The organism is Streptomyces sp. HD (genome assembly GCF_028369295.1).
In the GTDB taxonomy this organism is placed as follows: Bacteria; Actinomycetota; Actinomycetes; order Streptomycetales; family Streptomycetaceae; genus Streptomyces.
In genome coordinates, this window is record NZ_JAQMYP010000055.1 from 1 (window position 1) to 18516 (window position 18516).

16 protein-coding genes are annotated in these 18516 nt (G+C 72.1%); 8 read left to right on the plus strand and 8 right to left on the minus strand.

What is annotated here, in order from left to right; genetic code table 11:
• Positions 1-93: 93 nt before the first annotated feature.
• The 3 genes from POF73_RS37400 to POF73_RS37410 all read right to left on the minus strand — a co-directional run bounded on the left by POF73_RS37400 (position 94) and on the right by POF73_RS37410 (position 1656).
• On the minus strand, positions 94-402 hold the full coding sequence (locus tag POF73_RS37400; protein WP_272123724.1) for a hypothetical protein: 309 nt from the start codon (positions 400-402) through the stop codon (positions 94-96).
• A gap of 255 nt (positions 403-657) precedes the next feature.
• A complete protein-coding gene (locus POF73_RS37405; RefSeq protein ID WP_272123725.1) occupies positions 658-948 on the minus strand; it encodes a hypothetical protein in 291 nt (96 codons plus the stop codon).
• A 219-nt stretch (positions 949-1167) separates the two neighbouring features.
• A complete protein-coding gene (locus POF73_RS37410; protein WP_272123726.1) occupies positions 1168-1656 on the minus strand; it encodes a hypothetical protein in 489 nt (162 codons plus the stop codon).
• A 424-nt stretch (positions 1657-2080) separates the two neighbouring features.
• On the opposite strand from POF73_RS37410, the gene POF73_RS37415 reads away from it, so the two are divergent.
• From POF73_RS37415 to POF73_RS37440, 6 genes are all read left to right on the plus strand, one after another.
• Positions 2081-2896, plus strand: coding sequence for a hypothetical protein (locus POF73_RS37415; protein WP_272123727.1), 816 nt, complete (start codon positions 2081-2083; stop codon positions 2894-2896).
• Positions 2897-2968: 72 nt separating this feature from the next.
• On the plus strand, positions 2969-3250 hold the full coding sequence (locus tag POF73_RS37420) for a hypothetical protein (RefSeq protein ID WP_272123728.1): 282 nt from the start codon (positions 2969-2971) through the stop codon (positions 3248-3250).
• A 142-nt stretch (positions 3251-3392) separates the two neighbouring features.
• On the plus strand, positions 3393-4670 hold the full coding sequence (locus tag POF73_RS37425) for a wax ester/triacylglycerol synthase domain-containing protein (protein WP_272123729.1): 1278 nt from the start codon (positions 3393-3395) through the stop codon (positions 4668-4670).
• Between the two features lie 36 nt (positions 4671-4706).
• Positions 4707-4985, plus strand: coding sequence for an acyl carrier protein (locus POF73_RS37430; RefSeq protein ID WP_272123730.1), 279 nt, complete (start codon positions 4707-4709; stop codon positions 4983-4985).
• The gene (locus tag POF73_RS37435) at positions 4982-6190 is read left to right on the plus strand and encodes a beta-ketoacyl-[acyl-carrier-protein] synthase family protein (protein WP_272123731.1); all 1209 of its coding nucleotides are present in this window, start codon (positions 4982-4984) and stop codon (positions 6188-6190) included. Before POF73_RS37430 ends, POF73_RS37435 begins: the two co-directional genes overlap by 4 nt.
• A gap of 22 nt (positions 6191-6212) precedes the next feature.
• Entirely contained in the window at positions 6213-7481 is a 1269-nt protein-coding gene (locus POF73_RS37440; protein WP_272123733.1) for a wax ester/triacylglycerol synthase domain-containing protein, read from the plus strand.
• On the opposite strand, the gene POF73_RS37445 is transcribed toward POF73_RS37440, so the two are convergent.
• Both POF73_RS37445 and POF73_RS37450 read right to left on the minus strand, forming a co-directional pair.
• The gene (locus POF73_RS37445; RefSeq protein WP_272123734.1) at positions 7369-8547 is read right to left on the minus strand and encodes a DUF4037 domain-containing protein; all 1179 of its coding nucleotides are present in this window, start codon (positions 8545-8547) and stop codon (positions 7369-7371) included. The genes POF73_RS37440 and POF73_RS37445 overlap by 113 nt on opposite strands.
• A 206-nt stretch (positions 8548-8753) precedes the next feature.
• A complete protein-coding gene (locus POF73_RS37450; RefSeq protein WP_443049708.1) occupies positions 8754-9665 on the minus strand; it encodes an aminoglycoside phosphotransferase family protein in 912 nt (303 codons plus the stop codon).
• Between the two features lie 26 nt (positions 9666-9691).
• Between POF73_RS37450 and POF73_RS37455 the strand changes: the two genes are divergently transcribed.
• Both POF73_RS37455 and POF73_RS37460 read left to right on the plus strand, forming a co-directional pair.
• On the plus strand, positions 9692-11098 hold the full coding sequence (locus POF73_RS37455) for an NAD(P)/FAD-dependent oxidoreductase (protein WP_272123736.1): 1407 nt from the start codon (positions 9692-9694) through the stop codon (positions 11096-11098).
• A gap of 86 nt (positions 11099-11184) precedes the next feature.
• Positions 11185-14436: an IPT/TIG domain-containing protein gene (locus POF73_RS37460; protein ID WP_272123737.1), complete on the plus strand. Its 3252-nt coding sequence runs from the start codon at positions 11185-11187 to the stop codon at positions 14434-14436.
• A gap of 84 nt (positions 14437-14520) precedes the next feature.
• On the opposite strand, the gene POF73_RS37465 is transcribed toward POF73_RS37460, so the two are convergent.
• From POF73_RS37465 to POF73_RS37475, 3 genes are all read right to left on the minus strand, one after another.
• Positions 14521-16026 (minus strand): MFS transporter, encoded by a 1506-nt coding sequence (locus POF73_RS37465; protein WP_272123738.1) that lies wholly within the window; start codon positions 16024-16026, stop codon positions 14521-14523.
• Positions 16027-16106: 80 nt separating this feature from the next.
• On the minus strand, positions 16107-17087 hold the full coding sequence (locus POF73_RS37470) for a zinc-binding dehydrogenase (RefSeq protein WP_272123739.1): 981 nt from the start codon (positions 17085-17087) through the stop codon (positions 16107-16109).
• A gap of 81 nt (positions 17088-17168) precedes the next feature.
• On the minus strand, positions 17169-18347 hold the full coding sequence (locus POF73_RS37475; protein ID WP_272123740.1) for an FAD-dependent oxidoreductase: 1179 nt from the start codon (positions 18345-18347) through the stop codon (positions 17169-17171).
• Positions 18348-18516: the final 169 nt, after the last annotated feature.

The following is an 18516-nucleotide window of genomic DNA, read 5'->3' on the forward strand; positions in this document are numbered from 1 at the left end:
CCCCCCGGCCCCCCCCCCCCCCCCCCCCCCCCCCCCCCCCCCCCCCCCCCCCCCCCCCCCCCCCCCCCCCCCCCCCCGAGGGGAGGGTGTTGCTTACTTGTCGAATGCGCTGTTGTTGCAGCCCATGTCCGAGCCGAGGTGGGTGGCCTGCCCGCCGGCGTTGCCCTCGCCGTTGAGCAGGTTGCCGCCCAGGCCGTTGGCGATGCCGACCTGGCCGAGGACGTCGACGTTGGCGTCGTGCGACCGGCAGTTGGTGCTCTGCAGGACGCTGACGCTGGAGCCGCCGTTGCCCCGGCTGCTCTTGCCCCATCCGCCCTGGTCGGCGTGGGCAGCGCCGATGCTCAGGACTCCGACGCTCCCGAGGGCGGCGACCAGAACGGCAGCCTTGCGGAGCTTGTTCATGTTCTTCTCCGGTGGAGTGAAGAGGATGCGATCCATAACGGATCGACTTCGAACAGTTACGGAGGCTAATAGGAAGTATTCGGCATTAATCGGAGGCACGCCGAATTTGAGAAACTCTCACCGCCTTGGCCGAATGTCGGGAAATAGCTCCCGGCCTGATAAATCCGGGCACAAGGCTGAGTCCCGGCACCGGGCTCTGGGCTCGGTACCGGGACTCTGTTCCCGCTGTCGGCCGGCTAGGCGGCCGTTGTGCGCTTAGAACGCGCTGTTGTTGCAGCCCATGGACGAGCCGAGGTGGGTGTCCTGCCCACCGGCGTTGCCCTCGCCGTTGAGCGCGTTGCCCAGCAGGCCGTTCAGGATGCCGACCTGGCCGAGGACGTCGACGTTCAGGTCGTGCGACTTGCAGTTGGAGCTCTGCAGGACGCTGAACTTGCCCCCGTCCTTGCCGCCGTGGCCGCCCTGGTCGGCAACGGCGGTGCCGGCGCCCAGGAGCCCGACGCTGCCGAGGGCGACGACCAGGACGGCAGCCTTGCGAAGCTTGTGCATGTCATCTCCGGTGGAGTGAGGTGTGTGTGCGATCCGTGAAGGATCGACTTCGTACAGTTACGGAAGATTAGTAGTGAATATCCGATATGTCCGAACGGCGCGCCGGGATTCTTGATCTCGTATCAGAAACACCCGGAAGTCCCATACCTCAAAGAAAAAGCGCTGGTCACAGCCCCTCGATGAAGGGCTGTGACCAGCGCTGTCGTGGCGGTCGGTGTGCTAGCTGGTCGCGCGGGCGTTCGCGGCGGAGTTCGCCTGGCTGTTGGCCTGGTCGCAGTCGACACCGCGGGCGTCCGCGGCGGCGAGGGCGGCGATCGGCACGTTCGCGTTGAGCAGGGACTGCGGGCTGCACTCCTGGGCGGGGCGGAAGAGGTTGGACTGGCTGAAGAAGCCCTCGCCGGAGGAGGCGGGCTGGGGCGAGAGCTGCGGGTTGATCTGCGGGCTCAGCTGGGGGCTGACCTGCGGGCTGACCTCGGCACCGCGCTGCGGGGCCGCCATGCGCTGCGGCGGGGCCTGATGGCTGCCGGGGGTCGACACGCTGGCCTGTGAGCGGGTCCAGGTGTGGGCCTGGGCGTCCTGCTGGCCGACGGGGGGCGGAGTGGCGCCCCGGTATGCGACGGGGGCGTCCGCGACGCTGGGGCCGGCGCCGATGGCTGACAGTCCACTGGCTGCTGCGACGACGAGCGCGACCTGCTGAAGCTTGCGCATGGAACCTCGGCCCTTCATTGACCTGTGCGTGGAACATATGGAAGTGCTGTAGCCAATTGCTCTGACCTTGTGGGGAACGAGGCAAGTGCATGACCGGTCACGTGTGTCCGAGTGTGCTCACCCATTTGCCGGTGCCGTAAATCATCGACGATCCGCATAGCGTTTTATCGGATAGATGGCAATTGAGTGACGGACTTTCTCATCCCGTGACCCGGCCCATTAATTGTCGTTGCCAGCTGGGAGAGGGCAGCGATCAGCAGTCAGAGAGGGCCAACGGGATCCGCTGCCGACTCCAGCGTGAAGTCCACACGACAGCTCAGGCATTACCCCTGTATGGGCGCAGTACGAATATCAGACTGAGCGCACGCAAGACTGCACTGAATAAACGGATTCCCTGCACAGGTAATGAAGGGCCGAGGGTTCCATGCGCAAGCTTCACAAGGCCGCGCTCGTCGTAGCGGCGGCAGGCGGATTGACCGCCATCGGCGCCGGCGTCAGCGAGGCCGCCGAATATCCCTATGGGTACGGCGCTCCAGCGCCCGCTCCCGAGTACCCGGCACCTCACTACGCCCCGGCGCCAGCCCCCCAGTACGCGCCACCCCAGTACTACGCAGCCCCGGCGCCCGCTCCCCAGTACGCGCCGCCCCAGTACGCGCCGCCGGCGCCCGCTCCCTACCCGGGGCCGCACGCCGTCGCGGAGGCGCGTTCGACGGGCGTCGCGCAGACCGCGACTCAGCAGCCCCAGTACGCGCCCCCGGCACCGCAGTACACGCCTCCGGCCCCGGCTCCCGCGCCCGCGCCTGCTCCGGCCCCCGCGCCTGCTCCGGCCCCCGCTCCGGCACCGGCCCCCGCTCCAGCGCCAGCTCCGCAGCCGCAGAGCGGTCACGCCTCTGCCTCGGCCATGTCGGGCGGTGCCGCGGAGGCCTCCAACGGGCCGCGCTCCGCGCCGCAGTCGCCTGCCCAGTCGCCGGTGTCGCAGGTCGTGCCGCAGGTCACCCCGCAGACGGCGCCGCAGGTCATGCCGCAGGTCGCCCCGCAGGTCCACGCGCCCCAGGTGTTCAACCCGGAGCCGCCGCCGCGGGTCGCGCCGCAGGTGAACCCGCAGGTGAACCCCCAGGTGAACCCGCTCATCAACCCGCTGGTCCCGACGGGCGGCGGCGTGCCGCAGGTGCCGGGGCTCGGGCTCGGGCAGGTCCAGGCGCCTCCCGTGGGTCAGTTGGGTCTGCCGAAGCTCGGCTGATCCCTCCCGTAGTTGTCCACCGTTCCAACTCGATCTGCTGCACAGCACATCTGCTCGACCAACGGAGAAGAAATGCGCAAGCTTCACAAGGTCGCCCTCGTGGGCGCCGTCCTCGGCAGTGTCGGTTCGTTCGGCGTCGGTACCGCCGTCGCCCACGGTGAGGGCGGGGCTCACGACCTCGACATCCAGCAGGGCATCGAGTGCCGCTCGCACGACATGAACGTCGACGTCCTCGGCAGCGTCGGTGTCCTCAACAGCCTGCTGGCGAACGCGCTCAACGGTGAGGGCAGCCCGGGTGCGCAGGACACCCACCTCGGCTCGGACATGGGCTGCAACAGCGCGGCGCTCAAGTAGAGCGTGTGAAGCGTTCGTCCGACGCCCGCTCCACCACGGGGCGGGCGTCGGACTGTTGGGCGCGCCATGTGCGTTGAGTGACCGATCGTAACCCTGCGTGTAGGGTGATGTCGTTTACCAGGAAGGGTGGGCGACCTGTCGCATGAGACTGTCCTGTGCCGACGAGATGCTGTTGCTCAACGGGTGTCCGGGAGTCATCGGCCTGGCGGCGGTCTTCTCCGGTGAACAGCCGGACGTGGATCAGGTGCGGGCACGTGTCGCCGAGCGGTGGACGGGCCTGGAGCGGATGAACTGTGTGCTCGACGGGCCGTCGGGCGACGGCGGGACGGCGCGGCGGGGGCCTTTCCGGCGGCGTGGGCGGGTGCGATGGGCGGTACCGGGACCGTTCGATCCCGCCGTGCATGTCACCGTGACCGGGACCGAGTTGGACGACCTGTGGGCGCGGAGCGTGGACCGGCCGATCACCGGCGCGGTTCCGCCCTGGCGGCTGCATGTGATCCCGGGCGCGGCGTACGGCGGCGGGTTCGCCCTGGCGCTGGTGGCCCAGCACGTGCTGCTGGACGGCCGCTCCCTGGCGACGTTGATGCGTCTGCTGACGGACAGTCCGGTGGCGGCACGGGAGTCGGCGCGGTCGGTGCCGCTGGCGCGGACCGGGCTGCGCGCCGCGGGCCGGGAACTCAGGGCGATGGCGGCCATCGGGCAGGCCCTGCCGATGCGGTCGCCGGGAGACACGTACGCCTCGGTCGCGGTGAGCGAACTGCCCGCGCACCTGGTGCGGTCGGCGCGCCGGCAGCCCGCCGACGGCCGGGGCGCGACGCTGAACGAGCTGCTGGTGGGCGCGGTGGCCGGGGCACTGCGGGCCAGCTACGGGCCGGTGCGGGGCTGGCGGCAGCGGGAGGAGCCCGCCTACACGGCCGTACCGTGTGACTTGCGCACCCGGGCGAATCCTCGGGAACTCGGGAACACGCTCACGGTCGTTCGGGTTCCGCTGCCCGTCGACGTGGACGGGCCCGTGGCGCGGCTGCGGGCGTGCCAGGCCGCTCTGGCCTCGGTGCCCGAGCGGGCCGCCGTGCATGCCGGTGTGTTGTTCCCCGCCGCAGAAGCGGTTCGGCGGACCGGGCCGTGGGTGACCGGACTGTTGACCGACCGCGGTCGCCGTTCCTGTTTCGCGGCGACCGCGACCACAGCCATGAAGTGGCCCGGCGGGGCGAGCACCTTCGAGGGGCGCCGGCTCGTGCGCACCGTGGGGCTGCCGCCCCTGCAGCACCCGGGCACCGTCAGCTTCGCCCTGGCACAGGCGGGGGACGCGTTCACGCTCACCGTGGTGGGCAACCTGCGCCGGGACGACGCGGGACGGCTCGCCGACGCGGTCGTCACGGAGTTCGAGACATGGGCTCGGATGGTGACGCCGTCGGTGTGAGTCAGCACTGACGGCACCAGGAATGGAGACAGTTGCATGGATGTGGAACACGGCGACGACGTATGGGAAGCGCTGCGCCCGCTCTGCGCGCGGGTGATGTCGGTGCCGCCGGAGGCGGTCGTGCCACAGGCGCGGCTCGTTGCCGACCTGGGAGCCGACAGCCTGGACATCACCGAACTGGAGGCGGCGTCCGAGGAATTGTTCGGGGTGTCCCTGCGCGGGTCCGACAAGACCGGGGTGTCCACCGTGGGTGATGTCGCCGACCTCATCGTGAGCCTGCGCACCCCCGCCGCCCACAGCCCCCTCGCCCGATGACCGGCCGGCACGCCGTCGCCGTCACGGGCCTGGGTGTGCGCTGCGCCGCCGGGGCGACTCCGGCGGCGCTGTGGGAGAGCCTCGCGCAGTGCCGTCCGGCGACGACGCTGCACGCGTTCGACGCCGAGTGCACCGTCGTGTACCCCGCGTGTCCGATGCCCGGCTTCGATCCGGCCGGCTATCTGACGCCCAAGGAGGTCCGCCGGGCCGACCGTTCGGTGCAGATGGCGGTGTGCGCGGCCGCGGACGCCGTGCAGGACGCCGGAGGACTGCACGTGGCACCCGGGCGGCGGGCGGTGGTCACCGGCACCGGGTACGGCGGGGTGATCAGCCAGGAGAACGGCATCGGACATCCCGACGTGCTCTACGCGCCCCGGCTGATGCACAACGCGGGCGCGTACTGGATCAGCGCCGGGCTCGGCATCACCGGCCCCAGCCTCACGGTCTCCACCGCGTGCGCCTCCGGGACGCATGCGGTGGGGGAGGCGCTGCAGATGATCCGGGCCGGGTGCGCGGACGTCGTGGTGGCGGGCGGCCATGACTGCCCGCTGACCCCCACGACCGCGCTCGCCTTCGGGCGGGCCGGTGCCATGGTCACCGAGTGCGAGGATCCCGCCGTCGCGTCACGGCCGTTCGACGCCGGGCGGCGCGGGTTCGTGCTCGCCGAAGGGGCCGCCTTCCTGGTGCTGGAGCGGCTGGACCTCGCCCACGCGCGGGGCGCCCGGATCTACGCCACGCTGACCGGCTACGGCCGTACCTCCGACGCCCACCACCTCACGGCGCCGCATCCCGACGGTGCCGGGGCGCGGGCGTGCATGGAGCAGGCGATCGCCGACGCCGGTACGACGGCGGACGCCGTCACGCATGTCAACGCGCACGGCACCGGCACCGAGTTGAACGACCTCGCGGAAGCCCACGCCATCGCCGCCCTGTTCGGCCCGCGCGCGGTGCCCGTGACCGCGCCCAAGGCGGTGACCGGGCACGGGCTGGGGCTGGCCGGAGCGCTGGAGGCCGTGATCACGGCCCTGTCCGTGCGGGAGGGGCTCGCCCCGCCGACCGCGTGCCTCACACAGCTGGACCCCCGCTGTGAGCTGGACGTGGTCACCGCCGAACCGCGCAAGATCCCGAACGGCCCGGTGATCAGCAACAGTTTCGCCTTCGGAGGCCACAACGCCTGTGTCGTCTTCGACTCACCGCACGGCTGATCACCGAAGGAGGCTGCGGAGCATGCGGCTGACGGCCATCGAGGAAGGGCACCTGCGCAACGGGCTGCCGGGGACGATCGGTATCGCCGGGCTGTTTCCCGGAGGGCCGTTCGAGCCGGAGCAACTGCGGTCCCGGGTGCGTGAACGCTGGGGCGCACTGGACCGGATGAGCCAGGTCCTGCAGCCCCCGACCGGGCCGGCGGCGCTGTCAGGCCACCGTTGGGCGGCGGCCCGGTCCTTCGACCCCGGCGCCCATGTCACCGCCACGGACCAGGACCTGGAGTCCCTGCTCACCGACGGTGTCAGCCACATGCTGCCGCCCGAACGACCGCTGTGGCGGCTGCTGGTCACCCGGCAGGCCGTCGTGCTGTTCGCCCATCACGCCCTGCTGGACGGCAGGTCCCTGGAGACCCTGTTCCGGCTGCTGATGGACGGCGCCGTACCGCCGCCCCCGCTCGCATCGGCCGCGACCCATGTGCTCGCGGCGGCACAGCGGCGCCCGCCGCTGCGTCCCGGCACCCTGGGCCGGGAGGTGCGCCGCATCGGGGCCGTCGGCCGGTCCCTGCCGTCGGCCTCCCCCGGTGGACCGCGGCCGTCGGTGGCCGTCGTGGAGCTCGACCCGCAGGTGATGCGTACGGCACGCCGCCAACCCGCCGGCGGACGGGGCGCCACCCTCAACGAACTGCTGCTCAGCACCTACGCCGGTGCCCTCCACGCCTGTTACGGCCCGCTGCGTTCCTGGCCCGGGGGAGCGGCCCCCTTCTACGCCACGGTGCCGGTCGACCTGCGGACCCGCCACCACGCACAGCAGCTCGGCAACGGCGTCACCGCGCTGCGCATCCCGCTGCCCGTCGACGCCGTGTCCCCGGTGGCCCGGCTGCGGGTGTGCCAGGACCTGGTCGCGGCGTTCCCCCACCGCTGCGACACCCACCGCGCGATCCTCCCCACGCTGCAGACGATCGCCCGTAACGTGCCATGGCTGTCCGGGGCGATGGCCAGGAGCCTGGCGCGCTCCGAGGTCACCACGAGCCTGTGCACCGCCTTCAAGTGGCGTGACAACCCCAGCCACTTGTACGGCCGCCCCCTGACCCGCGTCGTTCCGCTGCCGCAGCTCGCCCCTCCCGGCACGGCGAACCTCTGCCTCGTCCACACCGCCGACGCCTACACGCTCACCGTCGTCAGCCACTCGCGTGCGGGCGATGCGGGGATGATCGGTGCTGCCGTGGCGCGGGAACTGACGGCAGTGGCGACGGCGTCCGATGCTCCCGCCGCGTGTGCTGGACGGCCCTGACCAGATCCCGGCACAGGGCGGGGCGCATCAGCACGTCCGTACTGTCGGCGAACTGGTCCACCGCTCCGGCGGGCGGCAGGTCCTTGAGCACCGGGTCGGTGATGCGGGCGGTCAGGGCCCTGGCGAAGCGGTCGGCGCGCAGCACCTGGAAGGGACGCGAGTGGTACGCGCGCGTGGCGGGGTCCACGCGGTCGGTCAGACGGAGCTGGTTGTGCTGGTGCGCGACGATCTCGTAGGCGTGCACGAGGTGCTGCTCGCGTGTGTGCCGGTCCGTGGCGGCGAGCGCCGCCGTCAGCACGGGGGTCAGGCGGGGGGCGGCCGCGGTGCGGGCGAAGGAACTGCCCAGCCATTTGCCGTACGGCGGGTAGCGGCGGTCCATCAGGAGACAGAGCCGCATCAGGTCGCGGACCAGCCGGGCGGCCGTGACGGCGGAGCCCAGTTCGTCGCCGACCTCGCCGCAACGGCCCACGAACGCCTCCTCCTGCGCGACGCGCTGCCACTGGGCGGCCAGGACGTACAGCCAGACGTCGTGGGGGTACCAGCGCAGCGCGCGACGTAACGGGGTGAGCGTGTGCAGGCCGTCGTGGAAGACGGCGCCGCCGGTGATCTCGGCGAGCAGTTGGGTGGGGGTGGCCAGCCAGTCGGCGGGGGTGATGCCCTGCGCCGGGTCGAAGCCGAGGGTGTCGGTGAACCAGATGGCGGTGCTGGTCACTTCGACGCGGTGCCCTGCCGGTGGGCTGAACCGGGTCGGGTGGCCGAGGAACGTCTTCGGGAGGTGCTCGGTGAGTACGTGTCTGATGCGGGCGGCGTGACGCGGCACGTCGTGGCGGTGGAGAAAGACCTGGAGACGTGGGCCCCAGTCGTGGTCGGTGGAGCGCGGGGTGTCGTAGCCGAGGACCTCGGAGCCGGTGCCGATGCGGGCGGCGGAGTGGGGGACGCCGGGGGCGGCCTCCTCCAGCAGGGGGCGTACGGCGTCGGTGTAGAAGCGGCGGGAGAGTTCGAGGCCGGGTATGAACTCGGGTTCTGGCGCGGGGGAGTTGGCGTTGCGCATATTCGCGGGGCTCATGCCAGGGAGCCGTGCCCGTTTGGTGAGGGCCCATGCGAAGTGCGTTCACACTGTTGCGGGGTGCGGACATTTGGGGTGTGGCGGAGGGGGGCTTGTGTTGTTTGCCGGGTGCGGGTGCGTGGGGGCTGGTCGCGCAGTTCCCCGCGCCCCTTAGGGCGTGCAGTCACGTGTGCCTGTGGAGCTGAGTCGCGATGTAGGGCGTGCAGTCACGGACCCCCGCGCAGCCGCCTCGCGATTTCCAGTTGGCGGTTCTCCAGGGGGCGGCCGTCCTCGATGTCCCAGAGGGCGTTCTGCAGGAGGCGGCCGTATGTCCACGCACGCGCGCGTGCGCGGTCGAGGCCCAGTACGTCCGTCATGGCGTCGAAGCGCCAGCGGACGTCGTCGGCGTCGAAGCGGTTGTCGATGGCCGGCCAGAGCTCGAAACCGGGGTCGCCCGCGAGGGGCTTGGGGTCGATGGCGAGCCAGGGGGCGCGGTCGGAGGCGAGGACGTTCTCGTCGTGGAGGTCCCAGTGCAGGAGGCGGTCGCCGGGTTCGTCCACGACCTCTCGTACGGCGGCCGCGCAGTCGGCGACGGTACGGCGGGCCTCCGGGTCCGGGATGCGCTCCAGTGCCCAGGGTGCCTGCTCCAGCATGGCCTGCGCGATGTCGCCGAGGCGACGCAGACCGGCGGGCGCGGTGAAGGACGTGAGGTGGGCCAGCAGGCGGGCGATGACCAGGACGGACTCGTGGACGTCCGGGTGGTGCGCGAGCATGCGGGACGAGTCGAGGCGTTCCAGGAGCATCGTGCCCGTCGCCTCGTCATGGTCCAGGAGCCGTACCGCCCCGTCGCCGTCCCAGGCGCGCAGGGCCACCGGTTCGCCCTCGCTCTCCTCGTCGAGGAGTTGCAGCTTGAGGACGGCGGGGGTGTCGTCGTGACGGAGGACCGGGAGGACCAGGGCGGAGACGCCGTGCATGGGGCGGCCGTCGCTCTTCAGCTGCCAGCGGTCGAGGAAGTCGGCCGTCAGGGCCGGGAGTCCGGCGATGAAGGCGCTGCCCGCCTCCCCGTTGTACTTCTGCTGTGATGCGGCGAGCTCCTGCGGAATGTCGATCACCTCGTGACCGTACTGGGCTCCCGGAATCGGCTCACCCCGATTAACGTCCTGCCATGAGCAGCTCGGTGAGCGGTGCGGTGAACGGCGGCATCTCCTTCTGGTACGCGGACGACGGCCTTCCCGAGGTGCGCGATCCGCTGGCGGGGGACGCCTCCGCGGATGTGGTGATCGTGGGCGGCGGGTACACGGGACTGTGGACCGCGTACTACCTGAAGAAGGCGGTCCCCTTCCTCCGTATCACCGTTCTTGAGCAGAAGTTCTGCGGCTACGGGGCCTCGGGGCGCAACGGCGGATGGCTGTACAACGGCATCGCCGGGCGCGACCGGTACGCCAGGCTGCACGGCCGGGACGCTGCCGTACGGCTTCAGCAGGCCATGAACGACACGGTGGACGAAGTCATCAGGGTGGCGGGCGGCGAGGGCTTCGACGCCGGTATGCACAAGGGCGGCGTCCTCGAAGTCGCCCGTACGCCCGCGCAGTGGGCGCGGTTGAAGGACTTCCACGAGCACGAGGTGTCGTACGGCGAGAAGGACCGTGTGCTGTACGGCGCACGGGAGACCGCCGAGCGGATCAAGGTCGCGGACGCGGTCGGCTCGACCTGGACTCCGCACGGCGCCCGGGTGCACCCGGTGAAGCTGGTGAAGGGACTCGCGGCGGCCGTGGAGGCGCTCGGGGTCACCATCCATGAGCTGACGCCGGTCACGGAGATCCGGCCCAAGCACGCCGTCACGCCGTACGGCACCGTCCGTGCGCCCTATGTGCTGCGCTGCACCGAGGGGTTCACCGCGGCGCTGAAGGGCCAGAAGCGGACCTGGCTGCCGATGAACTCCTCGATGATCGCCACCGAGCCGCTGACGGAGGAGCAGTGGGCGGCGATCGGCTGGGACGGGCGGGAGACGCTCGGCGACATGGCACATGCCTACATGTACGCGCAGCGCACCGCCGACGGGCGGATCGCGTTGGGCGGGCGCGGGGTGCCGTACCGCTTCGGGTCGCGGACCGACAACGACGGGCGGACCCAGCCGGCGACCGTCGAGGCGCTGCGGGAGCTCCTCGTCGCGTTCTTCCCGGCGCTGGGCGGGGTGCGCGTGGAGCATGCCTGGTCGGGCGTGCTGGGCGTGCCGCGCGACTGGTGTGCGACGGTGACGCTGGACCGGTCGTCGGGGCTCGGCTGGGCGGGCGGTTACGTCGGCTCGGGCGTCGCCACCGCCAACCTCGCGGCGCGCACCCTGCGGGACCTGGTGCAGCAGGACTCCGGACAGGGCGGGCGGACGGAGCTGACCGAACTGCCGTGGGTCGGGCACAAGGTGCGCAAGTGGGAGCCGGAGCCCTTGCGGTGGCTCGGGGTGCACGGGCTGTACGCCACCTACCGGGCGGCGGACCGGCGGGAGCATCTCACCAACAGCGCCGAGTCGGCGAGGCTGGCGCGGATCGCCGACCGGGTCTCCGGGCGGCACTGAAACTTTCGTCCCTGGAATCTCACGAGGGCGTTGTCGCACCTCTGTGCGACTATCCCCTCAACGACCGATGATCCAGGGGGGATCCCATGTCCGACGACGACTCCTGCCCGCGTGCGAGACGGGGGCGGCGGGCCGTGCTGCCGGCCGTTCTCGCCGCCGTCGTCCCACTGTTCGCCTCAGCTCTGACCGTGACCGGGGCGGGCCCCGCCGTCGCCGCCGACGAGGAGTGCGCGCCGCTCGCGGTCGCGTCGTTCGGCGACCCGGGGGACGCCGTCGGCAAGGCGAGCGTCGCACCCGACTCCAGCGTCTGCTACACCGTCACCGTCGAGACACCGGGCCTGTATCTGGCACCGGCGAAGGACGGCTACGGCAACGCGATGACCAGGCAACTGCTCGCCGCCGACGGCAGCGAAGTGGACTGCCACGGCGACGGGTACGCCACGGACGGCATGTGCGCCGTCCCCGCGGCCGGCACCTACACCTTGAAGGTCCGCAACACCGAGTGGGAGGACAAGGCGACCGCCGTCACCTTCGTGCCGCTCGGCTCGGCCAAGGGCTGCGCGGATTCCGTCGGCACGAACTGGGACCAGCCGGACGTCCCCCGGACGACCGTGAGCCGGGTGGAGGTCGACTGCCAGCCCTTCGAGGGTGCGCGCGGCGACCGGGTCCGGCTGACCTACGGCTCGAAGGTGTACGGCGACTCCCTCGCCTGGATCACCGACGCGACCGGCAAGCGGATCTGTGAGCGGTTCCCGGAGGACAACGAGGACAGTTGCGTCCTGCCCGGAGACGGCCCCTACCGGGTGATCTCCACCGTCTGGCGCTCGGAGAACGGCTTCCCCGCCGAGTACGCGGTGAAGGTGCGCCGGCTCAGCGACCCGCGGGGGTGCACCGCAGCCCCGGTCCGCCCCTACGGCCCGCTGGAGCGGCAGGACCTCACCGCCAACCCGTGCTTCACCTTCACAGCCGCCTCGGCGGGCCCGTTCACCGTGCACTCGGTGAGCGAGGACCGGCAGGTCGGGGTGGCCCGGGTGTACGACTCGGCCGGGCTGAGCGTGTGCCGGTACGAGGCCGACCCGTGCCGGATCAAGGCGCCGGGCACCTACACGGCCGTGCTCGACGGCAGCTACCCGTTCCGTGACGGCCGGTCCGGGCTGGTCGTCCTCGACCGTGCCTCCGACACCGGGTGTGCGGCGACCGGGGCCGGGCTGCACAAGGGCGAGTTGAGCACCGTCGGGCAGTACGACTGTCTGGCGCTGGACGCCCCGCGGGGCGCCCGGATCGCCGCGCTGACCTCGCTGTCCTCGGCCGGGCTGACCCCCGAGGTGGAGGTCCTGGACCGCACCGGCACCCCGCAGTGCGACGAGGAGAAGCTGCGGGGCGGCGACTGCGCGCTCACCGGTGAGGCTCCCTACCGGGCGCTGGTGCACACCGAGGACACCGGGGACTCGGCGACCGGCGCCTACGCGGTCGCCCTCCACCGCACCGACGTGGCGCAGGGCTGCCCCGTCCTGCCCGCCGGCAGCTTCGCCGCGGACGGCGCGCAGGCCACGCTGACCACCGGCGGCGGCGTCTTCTCGCACTGCCTCGGCATCCCGGCGGACGCGCACACCGACACCGAGGTCTTCCAGCTGGCCGCCACCTCCGGGACCGCCTCCGCCGGGTTCTCGGTGGTGGACTCCGACGGCAAGCGGATCTGCCAGCGCGGCGGCACCACCAACGGCTGGACGATCTGCTCGCTGACTCCGGGCAAGGCCCACACCGTGCTGATGACCGGCCGCGACGAGGCCGCCACGTACAGCCTGACCCGGCGGGACATCACCGCGAGCGCCTCCTCGGCGGGCTGTGTGAAGACCGCCGCCGCGAAGGTCGGCGGACCCTCCGTGAAGAGTGCGTACGGCGCCCCCGGCACCCTCGACTGCCGTCAGGTGACCACCGCCGAGGACACCGACGTCGTGCACGTCAACGTGCGGGACGCCCTCGGCACCGCCAACTCCGCGGTCGTCGCCGGGGACGGCCGGGTGGAGTGCTCCTTCCGCAACACCTCCTGCGCGGTCACCGGGTCCACCACCCACCAGGTCCTGGTGCAGACCCCGGCCAACCTGAAGGCGGCGCCCGAGTACCGCCTGGACGCCCTGCGCATCGCGACCGCCGACGGGCCCGCCCCGGAGTGCGTCAAGGTGCCGTCCGTGGCGTACGGGTACGGGCCGGTCACCGGCACGCTGGACGAGTCGCGCACCGCGGTGTGCGCGGCGCTGCCGACCGCCGGGTTCGACCGCTTCGAGACCGACATCAAGGACACCGCCGGGGCCGCCACGACCGCGGTGCCGGTGCTCTACAACACCAGGACCTGGGCCAACGGCTGCACCCACTACATCCCGGAGGGCTACGACTGCGACACGCTCGGCTCCTCCCCGGAGAGCACGCCGACACTGTTCCTCCTGGGCCTGCCCGAGAAGGCGGCCGGCACGGCCTACAGCGCCAAGCTGACCTGCACGTCCGCGGTGTGCGGCACGGAGAAGACGTCCGTCACCGCGGTCGGCCCCGACACCGGGGCGGCCGGCGGCAAGGTGAAGCTCACGGTCACCGGGACCGCACTCGGCCCGGACGTCACCGTCCGGATCAGCCAGGCCGGGAAGACGATCACGGCGGCGGCCGACTCGGTCTCCGCCGACAACCGCACGGTGACCGCGACACTCGACCTGACCGGCGCGGCCACCGGCACGTGGAACATCAGCGTGCTCACCCGCGGCTGGGAGTTCCCGCGCGGTTCGTTCACCGTGACCCCGCAGCCCAGGCTGGAGAACACGGCCGCCCCCAAGGTGACCGGCACGGCCAGGACGGGCGCCAAGGTCACGGCCGCGCCGGGGAGCTGGTCGGGGACCCCGTCGTCGTACACGTACCAGTGGAAGGCGAACGGTACGGCGATCGGCGGGGCGACGGCGTCGACGTACACCGTCCCCGCCTCGCTGGTCGGCAAGAAGCTCACCGTGACCGTCACCGCGGTCAGGTCCGGCTGGGCCGGCGGGACGGCGACCTCGGCGGCGGTGACCGTGGCCAAGGGCGATGCGCCCAAGGCGACCAAGCTGCCGGTGATCAGCGGGACCGTGAAGGTCGGCAGGACGCTGACGGCGTCCAGGGGGACCTGGAGTCCGGCGGCGACGTCGTACGCGTACCAGTGGTACGCCAACGGCAAGGTGATCAGCGGGGCGACCAAGGCGTCGCTGGTGCTGAAGCCGGCACAGAAGGGCAAGAAGATCACCGTGAAGGTGGTCGCGCGTCGCACCGGACACCAGGACGGGGCGGCGGTGAGCAAGGCGACGAGGGCGGTCGCCTAGGGCTGTCCGCCGTACAGGCACCGGCCCTCGGCAGGAGGGTGGGGGAAGGGCTCCGCGGTCCGGTGGGGCCCCTCCCCCCGTTTCTCAGGCCACCTTCTCCGGTACCGGTGCCCCCTGGGCGGCGCCGTGCTTCGGGGGCTTCGCCGTCACCATCAGGGCCGCGACCAGGCCGGCCAGGAGCATGATGGCGGCGGCCCACCAGATGGCGACCGTGTAGCCGTGGACTATGCCCTCCCTGGTGACCGACTCCCGCTGGGCCGGGTCGGTGAGATGAGCGGTGATGTAGGCGGCGCTGCTGGTGGTGGCGATGGTGTTCAGCAGGGCCGTACCGATCGAACCGCCCACCTGCTGCGAGGTGTTGATCGTCGCGGAGGTCACCCCGGAGTCCTGCGGGGCCACGCCGGCCGTCGCCGTGGCGAACACCGGCATGAAGATCAGGCCCATGCCGAGGCCCATGAGGATCAGGGCGGGCAGGATGTCGGCCGCGTACGACGAGTGCACCGTCAGCCCGGTCAGCAGCATCATGCCGACCGCCGCCAGCAGGGCGCCCGGGGCCATGAGCAGACGTGGCGCCACATGGTCCAGGAGGCGGGCGGCGATCTGGGTGGAGCCGGTGATGATCGCGACGGTGAGGGGGAGGAAGGCCAGGCCGGTCATCACCGGCGAGTAGTCGAGGATGACCTGGAGGTAGTAGGTCATGAACAGGAACAGGCCGAACATGCCGATCACGGCCAGCGCCATGGTGAGGAAGCAGCCGGCGCGGGTGCGGTCCTTGATGATGTGCAGCGGCAGCAGAGGCACCGGAGCCCTGGTCTGCCACCACACGAAGGCCGCGAGGAGGACGACACCCACGGCGAACAGGGCGAGGACCAACGGGTCGGTCCAGCCGCGCGGCTGCGCCTCGGCGAAGCCGTAGACGATGGCGACCAGACCGCCGCAGCCGAGCAGTACACCGGGTACGTCGAGGCGGGCGCCGGGGTGGCCGGGGCTGTCGTGGAGCAGGGCGAGGGCGCCGATGACGGCGATCACGGCGATCGGCACGTTGACGTAGAGACACCAGCGCCAGTTCAGGTACTCGGTGAGCAGCCCGCCGACGATGAACCCGATCGCGCTGCCGCTGCCGGCCAGGGCGCCGTAGATACCGAAGGCCTTGCCGCGTTCCTTGGGGTCGGTGAAGGTCGTCGTCAGCAGCGACAGTGCCGACGGCGCCAGCAGGGCGGCGAAGGCGCCCTGGAGCGCGCGGGCGGCGAAGAGCATGCCGGCCGTGGTGGCGGCACCGCCCAGCGCGGAGGCGGCGGCGAAGCCGACGAGGCCGATGACGAAGGTGCGTTTGCGGCCCACCAGGTCGGCGATCCGGCCGCCGAGCAGCAGCAGTCCGCCGAAGGCCAGCGTGTAGGCGGTGATCACCCACTGGCGGTTGCCGTCGGTCATGCCCAGGTCTTCCTGCGCGGACGGCAGCGCGATGTTCACTATGGTCGCGTCGAGGACGACCATGAGCTGCGCGAGCGCGATGACCACCAGGCCCCACCAGCGGCGGGGGTCGGCGTCGGCGGCGGCCCGGGCGGGTTCACCCGTTCGGGTGGCGTCCACCCGGCCAGAAGACCACGGTTCGGGACGTATCGCATCCGGGGCGGGGCGCGGTGTCGGATCGGGCGGGGGCTTGCGGCCGGTCATGGCTCCAGTACCACCTTTCCGGTGGTCGCGCGTGTTTCGAGGGCGCGATGGGCGGCCGCCGCCGCGGCGAGCGGGAAGCGCCGCACGGCCGGGGTGAGCCGGCCCGCGGCAGCCTCGGCGAGGGCGCGCAGTTCGAGGGTGCGTACGGGGTTGGGGCCGCCCGTCTTCTGCATCATCACGGGGCCGAGCACCTGCTCGGAGACGCCGTCGACGAGGTAGGGCTCGCCGTCGTGCAGCCCGGCGCCGGACCAGCCGAAGACGAGGTGGCGGCCGCCGGGCCCGAGCAGGGCGACGGACTCGCGGGCGACGTCGCCGCCGACGCCGTCGAAGACGACGGTCGCCGGCCGTCCGCCCAGGAAGGCACGGACCTTCCCGGGCCACGCGGGGTCGGTGTAGTCGACGGCGAGGTCGGCGCCGTTCTCCCGCACCCGGGCCACCTTCCCGGGCCCGCCCGCGAGGCCGATGACGACGGCGCCCGCGTGCGCGGCGTACTGCACGAGCAGGGTGCCGATGCCGCCGGCGGCCGCCGGGATCACGGCGACCGAGTCCGGGCCGAGCTCGGCGAACTGCAGGATCCCCATCGTGGTGCGGCCCGTGCCGATCATGGCGACGGCCTCGGCGAAGTCGAGGTTCGCCGGGATCTCGTGGACGCGGTCGACGTCGGTGACGGCGAGCTCGGCGTAGCCCCCGGGTGCGAAGCCGAGGTGGGCGACGACGCGCCTGCCGAGCCAGAGCGCGGCGACGCCCTCGCCGAGGGACTCGACGACACCGGCGACCTCGCGGCCGGGGATCGTGGGCAGGGTGGGCGGCTGCGGTGCCGGGCCCTGGAGTCCCTCGCGCAGGGCGGTGTCGAGGAGGTGGACGCCGGCCGCCGCTACGGCGATCCGGACCTGGCCGGGGCCGGGCGCGGGGTCGTCGACCTGCTCGTAGGTGAGGTTCTCGGCCGGGCCGAAGGTGTGCAGGCGGATGGCGTGCATGTGGGATCCCCCATCGCTGTGGACTCGGGTTCGGCAGGTTGCCCGACCCGTCGCCGGAGGCGACTGAAAGATGCTGCAACCTCAAGCTTGCTTGAGGTCAAGGGCGTGCCGGCCGAGGGCCAGGGACACGGCCGTGAGCGCGCTGTTGAAGGAGACCTCGGACAGGACGCCGGGGGCGGCGACCTGATCGCCCGCCAGATAGACGCCGTCGCCGCGGTCCACGGCAGGACGGTCGCGCCAGCTGGTGCCGGGCAGGTCGACGGCGCCGGTACGGCCGTTCGCGAGGGCCTCGCGCCGCCAGGTGACGCGCTCGCGCCAGCCCGGGAAGCCGAGGTCGAGCAGCTCCTCGGCGCGGGCGACGCCGTCGGCCTTGGACTCGTGCGGGGCGATCGGGATCTGACCCTGGATCAGCTGCTCCCCGGCCGGCGCCAGGGACCGGTCCTGCGCGGTGAACCGCTCCAGCCACCCGGTCCGGTCCAGGTCGGAGACGGCGAAGGCGTCTCCGCGCCGGGTGCGCACCGCGAGGTCGATGAGTGCCGTACGGCCGCTGGTCCAGGTCAGCGAGTCGTCCTTGAGGAGCCGGCGGGCGGCGTCGAGGGAGGTGGCGACGACGACGGGCGCGCCGGTCGCCGGGCCGTCGAGGTCGTCGAGGCTGCCGACGCGGGAGAGGGTCTCCATCCGCACCCCGAGGTTCCAGGCCCGCGCCGCCATCCGGTCGATGACACTCGCCCACCCGCCCCGCGGATAGTGCGCCTCCGGCGGCAGCTTGGTCGCCCGCCGCAGCCGCTCCCGCACGAACGCGGCGGACAGGGCGCCGGGATCGTGGTGGAACAGGGCGACGGCGGAGTAGTGCGCGGCGGCACGGGCGCCCTCCTCGCCGGCGATGCCGGTGGCCCAGGTCAGGAAGTCGACGTCGACGGGCGCCGGGGGCAGGGCGGGCCGCAGCAGCTTGAGCATGGCGAAGGGCGGGGTACGGCGCAGCACGCCCCGGTGCCGCAGTCGCAGCCGAGCCGCCTCCAGGGGCGGGATCGGCGCCAGCGGTCCGATCAGATCGCGCTGCCTGAGCCAGGCCCAGTGCGGGCCGCCGTTGTACAGCGCGTGCGGTCCGTCGTTCGTCCGGTACGGCTCCTCGGAGGTCCGCGCCCGCCCGCCGAGGGTGTGGTGGGCTTCGTACACGGTGACCTTGGCGCCCGCCTCGGCGGCGGTGATGGCCGCGGTGAGTCCGGCGAAGCCGCCGCCGATGACGGTGATGCGGTGCATGGCTGGGGGTCTCCCTCTTGCTCGGGTGCTCGGGTGCTCGGCCTTGCTCGGGGGCTCTCGGGGGTCGCCTTCTTGCCTTCCTTGTGAGTACGACGGTCCGGGGCACCCGGAATGTGACACCGGCAGTGTTTTCGCAGGTCCGGGGGATTGTCAGTGGCGGGGTGCAGCA

Bases quoted from the DNA above. Each gene is read 5' to 3' on its own strand.
- POF73_RS37410 (WP_272123726.1), bottom strand. From the start codon at position 1,656: ATGCGCAAGCTTCAGCAGGTCGCGCTCGTCGTCGCAGCAGCCAGTGGA.
- POF73_RS37430 (WP_272123730.1), top strand. From the start codon at position 4,707: ATGGATGTGGAACACGGCGACGACGTATGGGAAGCGCTGCGCCCGCTC.
- POF73_RS37420 (WP_272123728.1), top strand. From the start codon at position 2,969: ATGCGCAAGCTTCACAAGGTCGCCCTCGTGGGCGCCGTCCTCGGCAGT.
- POF73_RS37405 (WP_272123725.1), bottom strand. From the start codon at position 948: ATGCACAAGCTTCGCAAGGCTGCCGTCCTGGTCGTCGCCCTCGGCAGC.
- POF73_RS37435 (WP_272123731.1), top strand. From the start codon at position 4,982: ATGACCGGCCGGCACGCCGTCGCCGTCACGGGCCTGGGTGTGCGCTGC.
- POF73_RS37400 (WP_272123724.1), bottom strand. From the start codon at position 402: ATGAACAAGCTCCGCAAGGCTGCCGTTCTGGTCGCCGCCCTCGGGAGC.
- POF73_RS37475 (WP_272123740.1), bottom strand. From the start codon at position 18,347: ATGCACCGCATCACCGTCATCGGCGGCGGCTTCGCCGGACTCACCGCG.
- POF73_RS37415 (WP_272123727.1), top strand. From the start codon at position 2,081: ATGCGCAAGCTTCACAAGGCCGCGCTCGTCGTAGCGGCGGCAGGCGGA.
- POF73_RS37470 (WP_272123739.1), bottom strand. From the start codon at position 17,087: ATGCACGCCATCCGCCTGCACACCTTCGGCCCGGCCGAGAACCTCACC.
- POF73_RS37440 (WP_272123733.1), top strand. From the start codon at position 6,213: ATGCGGCTGACGGCCATCGAGGAAGGGCACCTGCGCAACGGGCTGCCG.
- POF73_RS37445 (WP_272123734.1), bottom strand. From the start codon at position 8,547: ATGAGCCCCGCGAATATGCGCAACGCCAACTCCCCCGCGCCAGAACCC.
- POF73_RS37460 (WP_272123737.1), top strand. From the start codon at position 11,185: ATGTCCGACGACGACTCCTGCCCGCGTGCGAGACGGGGGCGGCGGGCC.
- POF73_RS37425 (WP_272123729.1), top strand. From the start codon at position 3,393: ATGAGACTGTCCTGTGCCGACGAGATGCTGTTGCTCAACGGGTGTCCG.
- POF73_RS37455 (WP_272123736.1), top strand. From the start codon at position 9,692: ATGAGCAGCTCGGTGAGCGGTGCGGTGAACGGCGGCATCTCCTTCTGG.